Source organism: Amycolatopsis sp. NPDC049688, assembly GCF_040674975.1.
Lineage (GTDB): Bacteria > Actinomycetota > Actinomycetes > Mycobacteriales > Pseudonocardiaceae > Amycolatopsis.
Map to the genome: position 1 here is coordinate 70,079 of NZ_JBFANY010000024.1, position 12,993 is coordinate 83,071.

Consider the following 12,993-nt stretch of genomic DNA (forward strand, 5'->3'; position numbering starts at 1 on the left):
ACCTCGGGGGTGGTTTGCTCGGCGTCCTACTTCGTGACCTGACTGTAATGGGGACCCCGGGACAGTAACGAAGGGGTACCGCTGTCGGCAAGATGTGCCCCCTGTGTCGGCCGATCGGGTGGAGTGTGCGAGCCGCTCACCAGTGGAAATCACCCAAAGTTAGAGGGGGTTTACGGCGTTCGGTGTGACTTGCCTTACAGGGTGGAGGGCAGGTGAACACCTCCCAGCGAGCTCAAAACGCCCTCCGGGGCGGTCACGGCCGGGAATAAGAGATTGCAGCAGAAGGTTGACGCGCTTTCGACGACTCGCGCCCGCCGACGGCTCCGGGACGGCCCGAACTTGCTAGCGTCGCGGGCAATATGCCCCCACGCTCAGAGCCCCCCACCGAAAGCACCCCAGGCCCCCGCGAAGACCCGGCAACCGCCGCGGCAACGGGCGAGCCCACGCCGAAGTTCGGCATCGGTCAGGCTGCGCACGACCCCGCCGAGCAGCCGCGCCGGGAGTCGGCCGCCGCGGGGGGTTCCGGCGAGTTACCGCGGACCCCGGCCGCCGGGAGTACATCCGGCGCGGCGCACGGTGTCGCGGGTGGCTCCGCCGAGCCACCGCGCCGCGAACCGACTGCCGTCAGCGCACCGCACGGCCCGGAAGGTGCCAAGGGTGGTTCTGCCGAGCCACCGCGGGCCGAGCCTTCCGCCGGGAGTGCGCCCGGTGCCGCGGATGGCTCCGCCCCAGCGCGACCCGACCCCGCCGTAACCGCGCAGCAAGCCCCGCGCGACCCCGCAGGCCGCCCGCACGAGGCCGCTTCGAAGGCCTCCGCAAGCGCGCCCGACGAGCCCCGAACCCCCGCGCGCCAAGCCGCCGAACCATCCCGGTCCGATCCGCCCTGGGCCGAAGACTCCGAAACCCGCCCCCTCACCCCCGCACTCGCCCTGGCCGCCCTCGGTGCCCTCGCCCTCACCGCCGGCGCCATCATCCCCGTCTCCCCGGCCGCCGACCCCGGCTTCACCAGCTGGCCCTGGCTGGCCCTCCTCGCCCTCGGCCCCATCGCCGCCGCCGTCTGGCTGGCCTCCCGGCGGGCCGCCCTCGGCGGCGGCCTGATCCTCGGCCTCGCCGCCCTCGCTCCCGGCCGGCTCGTGCTCGACCTGCAGTTCGCCGTCAACGGCCCCCTCACCATCCGGCCCGAGCTCTACCTTCCCGACCGGTTCCTCGGCAGCTCCGCCGTCGGGGCCGGGTTCTGGCTGCTCGTCGCCGGGCACCTCCTCACCCTCGGCGGCGGGGTGCTCGCCTGGCGGGCCCTCCGCAGCCACGACGAACCCGAACGCCGTCGGTGGCGGCTGCTCGTCCCGCTGCTCGCCGTCGTCGCCGCTGTCGGGCTGCTCACCGCTCCCGTTCTCTCCGACAACGGCTTCCTGCTCGCCCGCGCCGCCTTCGAAGGGCCGTGGCCCGCCCTCGGCGGCTACCTGCTGCTCGCCGCCGCCCTGCCGCTGGCCGCCGTCGTCGCACTGGCCGCTCCCGCCGAGGACGTGGCCCGCGGTGCGCTCGGCGGGCTGGCCGCCGCGGCCTTCGGGGTCGCCCTGCCGCCCGTGCTCGCCGGGCTCTTGCGGGACGATCTGCACGTCGCCTGGGGACCCGTGCTCACGCTCGCCGCTGTCGCGGTCGTGGCCGGGCTCGCGAACACGAGGCTCACCGAACGGACCGAAAAAACCGAATCCGACCTGGCCGGCAACGCACGGCTGCCCGGCCTCTTCTGGTGGCGGCTCACCACCGGCCTCCTCGGCCTGGCCACCGCGCTCGCCGCGCTCATCGGCGCCTTCGCACCCCAGGTCGCCGTCACTGCGCTGAACCCGGGCGCCACCGCGCCCGTCAGCGCCGCCGCCGACAGCCCCGCCCGGTGGTTCCTGCTCGCCGCCGCGCTCGTGCTCGCCGTTCCCGCCGCCGGGGTCCTCGTGCCGAAGACCGCCGCCGTCGCGCGGCCCGTGCTCGGGGTCGCCTGGGCCGGGATCGTCCTGGCCGGCACCGCCGTCCTCAACACCGCGCTCACCGCCACCCAGGCCGGAAACCTCGCCGGCTTCGGCGGCGCGGCCGCCCCCGTCTTCAGCTACGACCTCGGGGCCGGCGCCGCCTGGACGTTCGCCGCGCTCGTGCTCGCCGCACTGGCCGCGCTCGCCGCCGCCGGGACCGGGGTCGTCGAACGTGAAGACGCCGGGGACGGACCGACCCCGAACAACAACCTCGCCGTCGTCACGGCCGGTGCGGTGCTGGCCGGCGCCGCGTTCGGGCTGCCCGTCTTCGCCCTCCCCGGTTACACCGCCCCCAACCTCTGGTCCCGCTTCGACACCCCGTCGTGGGGCCTGCTGACCGCCGCCGTGGTCGTCATCGGGGCCGCGGCGCTCTCGACGCGGTCCCGGCCCAAGCCGGCCGCCGCCCTGCTCGCCGGCGCCGCCCTGCTCACCGCCCTGCACGCCGCCGAACTGCCGCTCGTCGGCGGCTCCCTCGGCGGCGCGAGCCCGGCCACCGGCTTCTGGCTCGCCCTCGCCGCCACGGCCGCCTTGCTCGTCGCGGCCGTGCTGGCCGCCGCCGGGGGACGTCGTGCGGCGTGACCGGCCGCGGGTGCTGCTCGTCGAGTTCACCCGGCCCGACCCGGCGGCAGTCGCCCTGGCCCGCCGCCTGCGCGACGACGGCGTCGAGGTCGTCCACGCCGGTCCCCTGGACACCGCCGAGCAGATCCTCCGCACCGCCGAACAGGAGGACCCGGACGCGGTCGGCGTGCTCGGCGCCGAGCCGCCCGAAGGGCTCGAAGACAAGCTCGGGCCCGTCCCCGTCTTCACCGCCGACACCGCGGCGGAAACGCTGGAACAGCTCTCCGGTGGGCGGTCTCACACCGCTGAAGCACCGTCTGACCGCGCACGGTGACCGACTTCACCAGGTGCGGAGTCCCCTGCGTCTGCGCAGGTCGCTAACCTCGACAGGTCCGACAGCGCGGTCCGGTCATGCGGACCACCACAGTGGCGTGTCGTCAGGAGACTGGAGTAGTGGACCTCTACGAGTACCAGGCGAGGGATCTCTTCGCCGCCCACGGAGTACCGGTTCTGCCGGGAGCCGTGGCTAGCAACCCCGAAGAAGCCAAGGCCGCCGCGGAGCAGATCGGCACCCAGGTCGTCGTCAAGGCGCAGGTGAAGGTCGGCGGGCGTGGCAAGGCGGGCGGCGTCAAGCTGGCCCAGACGCCGGACGAGGCGAAGGAGAAGGCGGAAGCCATCCTCGGCCTCGACATCAAGGGCCACATCACGCGCCGCGTGCTCGTGGCGGAAGCCTCGGACATCGCGTCCGAGTACTACTTCTCCTTCCTGCTGGACCGCGCGAACCGCACGTTCCTGGCGATGGCGTCCTCCGAGGGCGGCATGGAGATCGAGCAGCTCGCCGTCGAGCGCCCCGAGGCGCTCGCGAAGATCCCCGTCGACGCGATCGCCGGTGTGGACAAGGCGAAGGCGCTCGAGATCCTGAAGGCCGGCAACTTCCCGGCCGAGATCATCGACGAAGCCGCCGACGTCGTGGTGAAGCTCTGGGAGACCTTCGTCTCCGAGGACGCCACCCTGGTCGAGGTCAACCCGCTGGTCCGCGACCCGCAGGACAAGATCATCGCCCTCGACGGCAAGGTCACCCTGGACGAGAACGCCTCCTTCCGCCAGCCGGGCCACGAGGCCCTGGTGGACAAGGACGCGGAGAACCCCCTCGAAGCCAAGGCCAAGGCCAAGGACCTCAACTACGTCAAGCTCGACGGCGAGGTCGGCATCATCGGCAACGGCGCCGGCCTGGTCATGTCCACTTTGGACGTCGTGGCCTACGCGGGCGAGAAGCACGGCGGCGTGAAGCCGGCCAACTTCCTCGACATCGGCGGCGGCGCCTCGGCCGAGGTCATGGCGGCCGGGCTGGACGTCATCCTCAACGACACCGACGTGAAGAGCGTCTTCGTCAACGTCTTCGGCGGCATCACCGCCTGCGACGCGGTGGCGAACGGCATCGTCGAGGCCCTGAAGATCCTGGGCGACGAGGCCACCAAGCCGCTGGTCGTCCGCCTGGACGGCAACAACGTCGTGGAGGGTCGCAAGATCCTGGCCGACGCGAACCACCCGCTGGTCACCGTGGTGGACACAATGGACAACGCGGCCGACAAGGCTGCCGAGCTCGCCGCGGCAGGTGCGTGAGATGTCGATCTTCCTCAACGAGAACAGCAAGGTCATCGTCCAGGGGCTCACCGGCTCCGAGGGCATGAAGCACGCCACCAAGATGCTGAAGTCCGGCACGAACATCGTGGGCGGCGTCAACGCCCGCAAGGCCGGCCAGACGGTCACCATCGAGGGCAAGGACCTCACCGTGTTCGGCACGGTCGAGGAGGCCATCAAGGAGACCGGCGCCGACGTGTCGGTCATCTTCGTGCCGCCGAAGTTCGCCAAGGACGCGGTCATCGAGGCGATCGACGCCGAGATCCCGCTCGCCGTGGTCATCACCGAGGGCATCCCGGTGCACGACTCGGCCTACTTCTGGGCGCACGCCGTCGCGAAGGGCAACAAGACCCGGATCATCGGCCCGAACTGCCCCGGCGTGATCAGCCCGGGCAAGTCGAACGCCGGCATCATCCCGGCCGACATCACCAAGGCCGGCGAGATCGGCCTCGTGTCGAAGTCGGGCACGCTGACCTACCAGATGATGTACGAGCTGCGGGACATCGGCTTCTCGACCGCGGTCGGCATCGGCGGTGACCCGATCATCGGCACCACGCACATCGACGCCCTCGAGGCGTTCGAGGCGGACCCCGAGACCAAGGTCATCGTGATGATCGGCGAGATCGGCGGCGACGCCGAAGAGCGCGCCGCGGCCTACATCAAGGAGAACGTGACGAAGCCGGTCGTCGGTTACGTCGCGGGCTTCACCGCGCCCGAGGGCAAGACCATGGGCCACGCGGGCGCCATCGTGTCGGGCTCCTCCGGCACGGCCGCCGCCAAGAAGGAGGCCCTCGAGGCCGCCGGCGTCAAGGTCGGCAAGACCCCGAGCGAGACCGCCGTCCTGGCGCGTGAGCTGTACAACAACCTGGGCTGAGGCCCGGAAGTAACTCCTGGTGAGGCCGGGCACCCCCAAGGTGCCCGGCCTTTCCTCGTCCCGGGATGAAACCGGGCGAGGGATTCATGCGTCTGGTGGGCTGGTGGCCTTCGAGTGCGCTAGCGTTCTGCGCACACACGCCACCTCGTCTTTCCCCGGGTGCCCGCGCGCCCGGAGTGCCGGTCGAACCGACAGGAGTGCATCCGATGACCTTCCCCAGCGGTGGGCCTGGCTACCCCCAGCAGGGTGGCGGCCAGCAGCCCCCCGGACCGCCGTCCAGCGGCTTCCCCGCGCAGCAGCCGCACTCGCACCAGGCGCCGTCCGGCGCCGCGGGCCTGCCCCAGAACCTGCCGGTGCTGCTCGCCCTGGTCGTCGCCGTCTTCGGCCTCGTGCAGTACTTCCTCGGCTTCTCCGACAACGCCGACGTCGGCCTCGCGACGACGTTCCTGCTGGGTGCCGGCCTGCTCGCCGGGCTGCACGTGCTGCCGAAGGGACCGAAGACGCTGCCGTTCGCGGCGCTGTTCAGCGTCCTCGGCGCGCTCGGGGCCCTGGACGCGCTGGTCGCGCTGCCCACCACGCCGGGCATCGTCACCGTGATCCTGATCCTCGGCATCCTGCAGATGATCGTCGCGGTCGGCGCCCTGCTGATCGAGCACGACGTCATCAAGCCGCCGTCGCCGAAGCCCGCCGCGCCGTCCTACGGCGGCGGTCAGTACGGCCAGCCGGGCCAGCAGGGGCAGCAGCAGTACGGCCAGCCCGGCCAGCAGTTCGGCCAGCCGGGCCACGGGACGGGCCCGGCCGCCCCCGGCGAGCCGTCGGCGCCGTTCTCGCAGCCGGGTCAGTACGGCTCGCCGAACCCGCCGTCGACCACCCCGCCGCCGGGGCAGCAGGCCACGACGTACGCGCCGCAGCAGGGCCAGTTCTTCCAGCAGCCGCCGCCGGACAACCCGGGCACGCCGCCCGGCGGCTTCGGCAAGTCCAGCTGACATCCCGTGAAACACCCGCTGTGACCCTCCGTGTCACAGCGGGTGTTTTGCGTCCGGGAGGTACCCGACCGGGTGGGTTGGGTTGATCACGCGCCCCGGCGGCGGCGTGCCTCACCCGGACGGAGCAGCCGGGATGTCAGGGTGCGCACCATGGACCTGCTCACCGACGCCCCCGAGGAGCCGGTGAGCGACCCCGGACCCGGCGTCGCGCCCTCCCGGCCCGCGCGGGTGCGGGTGTTGCTCGCCGCGGCCCTCGGCCCGCTGGTCACCGGCTACACCGCGGTCGCGGCCGTGCTCGCCCTGATCGCGCTCACCGCCGGCCGCGCCGTCTTCTCCGACACCGGCGTGCTGCTGGCCGCCGGGCCCGGCTGGCTCGCCGCGCACCAGGTGCGCGTCGCCATCGGGGGTCACCCACTCGGGATGCTGCCGCTGCTGCCGACGCTGGGCGTGGTCGCGCTGGCCGCGCGGACGGCGTCCGGTACCGCCCGCCGCCTCGGCTGCCGGTCGTTCCGCGAAGCGCTGCCGGTCCTGATCACGATCACCGGCGCGCACGCGCTGTTCGGGCTCGTCGTGGCCCTCTTCGCCCAGGGCTCACCGGTGACGGCGAACCCGGTGGCCGTCTTCGTCGTGCCGGGCCTGCTGGCCGCGGCGGCGTCGTGCGCGGGCATCGCGCGGTCGTGCGGGCTGCCGGACGTCGTCGAGGAGCGCCTCGACCCGCTGGCGCTGCGCGGCCTGCGGACCGGCGCGCTGAGCCTGGCCGCCCTGGTGGCCTGCGGTGCGGCCGTGTTCACCGTCGTGACCGCGGTGTCGTGGAAGACGGTGGCCGACGTCTACGAGCCCGGTTTCGGCACCAGCTTCGGGCTCTTCCTGCTTTCGGTGCTGTACCTGCCGAACGCCGTCGCCGCCGCGCTGTCGTTCGTCACCGGGCCCGGGTTCTCGATCGGTGCACTGGACGTCGGCATGTTCGGCTACCGCGGGGGCGCCGTGCCCGGCGTTCCGCTGCTCGGCGGCCTGCCCGAGCACCACGCCGGCTGGTGGCCGGCGCTGCTGGTGCTGCCCGCGGCGGCCGGTGCGCTGGCCGGCTGGACGCTGCGCAAGGCCGACGCCGAACCCGCGCAGCGCATCCGCGCGGTCGCGGTCGCCGGTGCCGTCGTCGCGCTCGGCTGCGTCGTGCTGGGCACGCTGTCCGGTGGGCGGCTCGGCGACGGCCCGTTCGACCCGGTGAGCGTCCCGGTCGGCGTCGCTTCGGTGGTCGCCTTCTGCTGGATCGTCATCCCGGGTTCGTTCGTCGCCTTCTTCGCGGGTGAGCACGAGCCGCCCGCGCCGCCGCCCGAAGCGCTCGAAGACAACGAGGCGTTCCAGGACGCCGACGACGTCGACACCGAAGAAGCGTTCGAAGCCGTCGAGGAGCTCGAAGCGGCTCAAGCGTCCGAAGAGGACGAGCAGTTTTCCGCCGAGGACGCCGAATTCGAAGCCGAAGCCGACGCCGAACTGGGCCTCGACGACCCGCCCGGAACCGGCGACGCTGTGACCGGAGGCACCGAGACCTGCGGCGACGTCGAGCCGGGCGAGGGCGACCGTTAGGGTTTAGGTGTCCTGGTGAAGCGCCGTGCGCCCGGCTGCGCACCGCCCGCGGCAAGGAGCCCGCTCTGTCTCAACGGTTGGAGCTGCCCACCCCGGTGAAGCTCGTCGTGCTCGCGTCGGGCTCCGGCACCCTCCTGCAGGCGGTGCTGGACGCCACCGGGCGGTCCGGCTTCCCGGCCAAGGTGGTCGCCGTCGGCGCCGACCGCACCGGCATCGAAGCCCTCACCCGCGCCGAGCGGCTGAGCATCCCGGCGTTCACCGTCCGCGTCGCCGACCACCCCGACCGCGCCGCGTGGGACAAGGCGCTGACCGAGGCCGTCGCGGCGTACCGGCCCGACCTGGTCGTTTCGGCCGGGTTCATGAAAATCCTCGGCGAGCAGTTCCTCGGCCGCTTCACGGTGATCAACACGCACCCGGCGCTGCTGCCTTCCTTCCCCGGGATGCACGCGGTCCGCGACGCCCTCGAAGCCGGCGTCAAGGTCACCGGCTCGACCGTGCACTTCGCCGACGCCGGGGTCGACACCGGGCCGATCATCGCCCAGGAGGCGGTCGTCGTGGAGAGCGACGACGACGAAAACGTCCTGCACGAACGGATCAAGGCCGTCGAACGCAGGCTGCTGGTGGAAACGATCGAGCGACTCGGCCGCGGTGGCTGCACCGTGGACGGACGAAAGGTGACATTTCGTGAGCACTGACCTGGGACGGCGTCCGGTCCGCCGGGCGCTGATCGGCGTCTCGGACAAGGCGGGCCTCCTGGACCTCGCGACCGGCCTGCACGCGGCCGGCGTCGAGATCGTCTCCACCGGCGGGACGGCGAAGGCCATCGCCGACGCCGGTGTCCCGGTCACGCCGGTCGAGCAGGTCACCGGGTTCCCGGAGTCGCTGGACGGCCGCGTGAAGACGCTGCACCCGAACGTGCACGCCGGCCTGCTGGCCGACCAGGGCAACCCCGACCACGTCGAGCAGCTGCGCAAGCTCGACATCGCGGCGTTCGACCTGCTGGTCGTGAACCTGTACCCGTTCGCGCAGACGGTCGCGTCCGGCGCGAGCCCCGAGGACTGCGTCGAGAACATCGACATCGGCGGCCCGGCCATGGTCCGCGCGGCGGCGAAGAACCACGGCAGCGTCGCGGTCGTCGTCGACCCGGCCCGCTACGGCTGGGTGCTCGAGCGCGTCGCCGACGGCGGTTTCGAGCTCGAAGACCGCAAGCGCCTCGCGGCACGGGCGTACGCGCACACGGCGGCGTACGACACGGCCGTGGCTTCGTGGTTCGCCAGCGCGTACGCGCCCGCGGACGACGCCGGCTTCCCGGACTTCCTCGGCGCCACCTGGGAACGCGCCGACGTCTTGCGCTACGGCGAGAACCCGCACCAGAAGGCCGCGCTGTACAAGAGCCAGAACCCGGGCCTGGCGCACGCCGAGCAGCTGCACGGCAAGGCCATGTCCTACAACAACTACGTCGACACCGACGCCGCCCGCCGCGCCGCGTTCGACTTCACCGAGCCCGCCGTCGCGATCATCAAGCACGCCAACCCGTGCGGCATCGCGGTCGGCACCGACATCGCCGAGGCGCACCGCAAGGCCCACGCGTGCGACCCGGTTTCGGCCTACGGCGGCGTCATCGCGACGAACCGGCCGGTCAGCCGCGAGGCCGCCGAGCAGATCGCCGAAGTCTTCACCGAGGTCGTGCTGGCCCCGGACTTCGACGCCGAAGCCCTCGAAATCCTGCAGCGCAAGAAGAACATCCGCCTGCTGAAGCTGCCCGCGGCTCCGGCGTTCCCGGTCGAGTTCCGCCCGATCTCCGGCGGCGTCCTGCTGCAGACCGCCGACGCGATCGACGCCCCGGGCGACGACCCGGCCGCGTGGACGCTGGCCACCGGGACCCCGGCCGACGAGCAGACCCTGCGCGATCTCGAGTTCGCGTGGCGCTCGCTGCGCGCGGTCAAGTCCAACGCCATCCTGCTCGCCGCGGACGGCGCGACCGTCGGCGTCGGCATGGGCCAGGTCAACCGGGTCGACTCGTCGCGGCTCGCGGTGGCCAGGGCGGGCGACCGCGCCAAGGGCTCGGTCGGCGCGTCGGACGCGTTCTTCCCGTTCCCGGACGGCCTGGAGGTGCTGGTCGAGGCGGGGGTCCGCGCGATCGTGCAGCCCGGCGGCTCGGTCCGCGACGCGGAAGTCATCGCGGCCGCGGAGAAGGCGGGCGTCACGATGTACCTGACGGGGACGCGCCACTTCGCGCACTGACCCCGCGCTTCGCTTCGAGAGGGAGGGCTCGATGCAGCAACCGCCGTACGGCCAAGGTCAGCAGGGGTACCCGGGCTATCCGCAGCAGCAGCCCGGGTACCCGCCGCAGCAGGGCTACCCGCAGCAGCCCGGATACCCGCCTGGGTTCCAGCCGCCGGGGTTCCAGCCGCCGGGGTACCCGCCCGCCGGGTACGGCGCGCCGGTTCCGCCGCCGAAGAAGAAGCGGACCGGGCTGATCCTCGGGGTCATCGGCGGCGTCGTCGTGCTGCTCGGCGCGGGTATCCCGCTGGGCATCTTCGCGAGCGACTACTTCGCGAGCACCGGCGCGGCGCCGTCGTCGTCGCCGGTGCCCGCCGAGTGCCAGGTTCCGGCGCCGGTGCTGGAGAAGGCGGGTTTCCCGAGCTTCGTGCTGGCCGGCCAGGGCACCCAGGACCTGCCGGGCATCAAGCAGCAGGGCTGCAGCTGGAAGCCGGGGCCGGACGAGAACGTCCGCGACGCCACCATGCACGTCCAGATCACCCGGTACTCCGGCGAGAGCGCGCGCGAGCAGGCGAACGACCTGTTCACGCCGAAGGCACCGCCGATCCCGCCGACGGTCGTGCGCGGCATCGGCGACAAGGCGGTGCTGGTCCGGCTGGCCACCGACAGCGCGTTCAGCGGGTCCGAACTGCACGTCCTGAAGGGCACGACGGTCGTCGTCCTCGAGGTGTCCGGCTGGGACAAGGGGTTCTTCTCGAACTCGCCGATGCCGCAGGAGGAAACCGACGCCGCCGTGCAGGCCGTCGGCGCGGAGATCGTCAAGAAGCTGGGCTAGGCGGGCGCGGGCAGCGTCTTGCAGAGCGCGACCGGGAACTTCCGGTCGGCCGCCAGGATGTCCGCGCAGCCGGCGGACCGGGTCTGCGCGAACGACGTCCACCCCGAGTCGCTCCAGCGGAACGCGGTGCGCGACGGCGGCTCGGTCTGGCGCACCAGGAGGTCCACGAGCAGCCAGGCCGGGTCGCAGGCGCGCGGGGTGCCCGCGCTTTCGGCGCCCGCGGCGGACACCGCCGCGCCGATCCACGCGGGGTCGCAGTGGTCGGCGGGCGGGGCGCAGGTGCCCTGGCGGTCGCAGTGGCCCCAGCCGGCGCCGAGCTTGTGCCAGGCGTTGCCGGTGTCGGAGTTGAGGATCACCGTCCGGTCGGCGACCGGGGCCGACGTCGTCAGCCGCAGCTCCGCGGGCACCTTGTCCTGACAGCCACCGGCCGCGGGCCGGGTCGAGTAGACGACGTCGGCGCGGATGTCGGTCTTCGCCTCCACGAGCTGCTCGATCCGCGGCTCGCGGACGCAGCCGGGGTCCTTGCCGGGCAGGGCGACCTGCACGAACAGGCTGCGCTCGTCGGGGCCGGGGCGGATGCCGGTGACGTCGGCGCGGAACGAACGCCACTCCGCGCCGATGGTCGTGGGCCCGGGGGCCGCGGCCGTGGCGCCGGGCACCCCGCCGCCGGCGGTCAGCACGACGGCGGCCACCGCACCCACCGCGGCGAGCGCGCCGGCGGCCCACAGGATCGGCCGTCTCCGCGGTCCGGTCATCGTCACCCCCAAGTCCACGGGGCAATCTAGCCGACGCCGCAGCGTCAGGCGGCCGGACCGGATTTTTCGCGCAGCGTGACGTCTTTCTCCAGGTACACCGCGCCCGCGATGTGGCCGCCGGCTGCGGGCGGGTCGGTCAGCCGGTAACCGGCGCGCTGGTACATCGTGATGTTGCGGGTGCTGCGCGCACCGGTGAACAGCGCGAACCGGCGGGCTTCGGCGGGCGCCTGCCCTTCGGCGTGGGCGAGCAGCCGCCGTCCGAGCCCGCGCCCGGCGAAGTCCGGCGCGACCATCAGTCTGCCGACCTCCCAGCAGTCCCCGTCCAGGCGGGCGCGCACGGCCCCGATCAGCCGGTGGTCCTGCCGCAGCACCCACACCGACCACGTCTTCGTCCAGTCGCGCACGTCCTCGAGGGTTTCGTGCAGCGCGGGGATGTCGAGGGTGTCGTTGAGGACGGCTTCCTGGACCCAGCAGCAGCGTTGCAGGACCAGCAGCTCCGGGGCGTCTTCGGGCCGGGCGTCGGTGAGCTCCACGGCGTCTGTCTAGTGACCGGCACCGGCCGGGGCAACTTCATTACCTTGGCGGGGGCTCGGTCATGCGCCCGGATTCGCTCCGCTGCCGCCGGCGCGGGCTCGCGGCTGGCCTTCCAGTCCCGCTATCGGGTGACTTGACACCTCGGAGGGTTCGCGGTTGACTTGTTCATGTCGAACACGTGTTCGACATGAACACCGCCGCCTTCCCCGCGGCGAACGAGAGTCGTCGGTCGTGTTTTGGGAGAGGCCCGGCCGCCGGCCCAGTCCGTGGTGGGGAGGTGCGTGCGGTGACCGCTGTGGTGGAGCCGCCGGTGGCCCGGCTGGCGGCCCTGCCCGGGGTCAGCACGGCGAGCCGCGTGGCGGCCCAGGCCGAGCGGGCCAGGGCGACGGGAAGGGTGCTCCCGGTCGTCCCGGCGCTGGCCGGGCTGCTGCCCGGCGGGGGGCTCCGGCGCGGGAGCACGGTGGCAGTGCACGGGGGGACGTCACTGCTGCTCGCGCTGCTCGCCTCGCCCACGAATTCGGGTTCGTGGGCGGCCGTGGTCGGTCTGCCGTCGCTGGGGCTGGCGGCGGCGGCCGAGTACGGTGTCGACCTCGCCCGGGTGGCGTTGGTCCCACGGCCGGGAGTCGAGCTCCCGGCGGTGGTGGCGGCGTTGCTGGACGGCGTCGACCTGGTGGCGGTCCAGGCGGAGACGCTGCACCCCTCGGTGGCGCGACGGCTGTCGGCCCGGGCGCGGCACCGGGGCGCGGTACTGCTGTCGGCCGGCGCCTGGCCCGGCGCGGACGTGGAGCTGTCGTGCCGCCGCGAGCCGTGGTCAGGCCCATCGGACGGCTACGGTCACCTGCGGACGCGCAGGGCCCTGGTCCGAGCCCACGGCCGCGGCGCAGCGGCCCGCCCGCTCACGGCCGAGCTCGCCCTGCCGGGCCTGGACGGCAAGGCCACCCAGGCCCACCCGACCCCCTCGCTCCGCGAGGCCACAGCATGA

At 73.1% G+C, this 12,993-nt stretch carries 12 protein-coding genes; 10 read left to right on the forward strand and 2 right to left on the reverse strand.

Features of this window, described 5'->3' with window-relative positions:
* Positions 1-359: 359 nt before the first annotated feature.
* The 9 genes from AB0J55_RS42785 to AB0J55_RS42825 all read left to right on the forward strand — a co-directional run bounded on the left by AB0J55_RS42785 (position 360) and on the right by AB0J55_RS42825 (position 10,722).
* The gene (locus AB0J55_RS42785) at positions 360-2,600 is read left to right on the forward strand and encodes a hypothetical protein (protein ID WP_364262848.1); all 2,241 of its coding nucleotides are present in this window, start codon (positions 360-362) and stop codon (positions 2,598-2,600) included.
* Positions 2,590-2,913, forward strand: a complete 324-nt coding sequence (locus AB0J55_RS42790) for a hypothetical protein (RefSeq protein WP_364262851.1) — start codon at positions 2,590-2,592, stop codon at positions 2,911-2,913. The genes AB0J55_RS42785 and AB0J55_RS42790 overlap by 11 nt, the downstream gene beginning before the upstream one ends.
* Positions 2,914-3,032: 119 nt before the next feature.
* Complete coding sequence (gene sucC, locus AB0J55_RS42795) at positions 3,033-4,202, forward strand: ADP-forming succinate--CoA ligase subunit beta (RefSeq protein WP_364262854.1); 1,170 nt, start codon at positions 3,033-3,035, stop codon at positions 4,200-4,202.
* Position 4,203: 1 nt separating this feature from the next.
* Positions 4,204-5,094 carry a succinate--CoA ligase subunit alpha gene (sucD, locus tag AB0J55_RS42800; protein WP_364262857.1) on the forward strand — a complete coding sequence of 297 codons (891 nt, stop codon included), beginning with the start codon at positions 4,204-4,206 and terminating at the stop codon, positions 5,092-5,094.
* Between the two features lie 206 nt (positions 5,095-5,300).
* A complete protein-coding gene (locus tag AB0J55_RS42805) occupies positions 5,301-6,080 on the forward strand; it encodes a DUF5336 domain-containing protein (protein ID WP_364262860.1) in 780 nt (259 codons plus the stop codon).
* Positions 6,081-6,221: 141 nt separating this feature from the next.
* Complete coding sequence (locus AB0J55_RS42810) at positions 6,222-7,664, forward strand: DUF6350 family protein (RefSeq protein WP_364262863.1); 1,443 nt, start codon at positions 6,222-6,224, stop codon at positions 7,662-7,664.
* A 77-nt stretch (positions 7,665-7,741) separates the two neighbouring features.
* Positions 7,742-8,359 (forward strand): phosphoribosylglycinamide formyltransferase, encoded by a 618-nt coding sequence (gene purN, locus AB0J55_RS42815; RefSeq protein ID WP_364262866.1) that lies wholly within the window; start codon positions 7,742-7,744, stop codon positions 8,357-8,359.
* On the forward strand, positions 8,349-9,908 hold the full coding sequence (purH, locus tag AB0J55_RS42820; protein WP_364262869.1) for a bifunctional phosphoribosylaminoimidazolecarboxamide formyltransferase/IMP cyclohydrolase: 1,560 nt from the start codon (positions 8,349-8,351) through the stop codon (positions 9,906-9,908). The genes purN and purH overlap by 11 nt, the downstream gene beginning before the upstream one ends.
* 31 nt (positions 9,909-9,939) lie before the next feature.
* A complete protein-coding gene (locus tag AB0J55_RS42825; protein ID WP_364262872.1) occupies positions 9,940-10,722 on the forward strand; it encodes a hypothetical protein in 783 nt (260 codons plus the stop codon).
* Here AB0J55_RS42825 and AB0J55_RS42830 read toward each other — a convergent pair.
* Together AB0J55_RS42830 and AB0J55_RS42835 are read right to left on the reverse strand one after the other, a co-directional pair.
* The gene (locus tag AB0J55_RS42830; RefSeq protein ID WP_364262875.1) at positions 10,719-11,477 is read right to left on the reverse strand and encodes a hypothetical protein; all 759 of its coding nucleotides are present in this window, start codon (positions 11,475-11,477) and stop codon (positions 10,719-10,721) included. The genes AB0J55_RS42825 and AB0J55_RS42830 overlap by 4 nt on opposite strands.
* Positions 11,478-11,521: 44 nt before the next feature.
* Positions 11,522-12,010: a GNAT family N-acetyltransferase gene (locus AB0J55_RS42835; protein ID WP_364262878.1), complete on the reverse strand. Its 489-nt coding sequence runs from the start codon at positions 12,008-12,010 to the stop codon at positions 11,522-11,524.
* A 287-nt stretch (positions 12,011-12,297) separates the two neighbouring features.
* Here AB0J55_RS42835 and AB0J55_RS42840 point away from each other — a divergent pair, with 287 nt between their 5' ends.
* Positions 12,298-12,993, forward strand: coding sequence for a hypothetical protein (locus AB0J55_RS42840; RefSeq protein ID WP_364262881.1), 696 nt, complete (start codon positions 12,298-12,300; stop codon positions 12,991-12,993).

Excerpts from the sequence above, each read along its gene's own strand:
- AB0J55_RS42785 (WP_364262848.1), top strand. The coding sequence starts at position 360 with ATGCCCCCACGCTCAGAGCCCCCCACCGAAAGCACCCCAGGCCCCCGC.
- sucD (WP_364262857.1), top strand. The coding sequence starts at position 4,204 with ATGTCGATCTTCCTCAACGAGAACAGCAAGGTCATCGTCCAGGGGCTC.
- AB0J55_RS42805 (WP_364262860.1), top strand. The coding sequence starts at position 5,301 with ATGACCTTCCCCAGCGGTGGGCCTGGCTACCCCCAGCAGGGTGGCGGC.
- AB0J55_RS42825 (WP_364262872.1), top strand. The coding sequence starts at position 9,940 with ATGCAGCAACCGCCGTACGGCCAAGGTCAGCAGGGGTACCCGGGCTAT.
- AB0J55_RS42830 (WP_364262875.1), bottom strand. The coding sequence starts at position 11,477 with ATGACCGGACCGCGGAGACGGCCGATCCTGTGGGCCGCCGGCGCGCTC.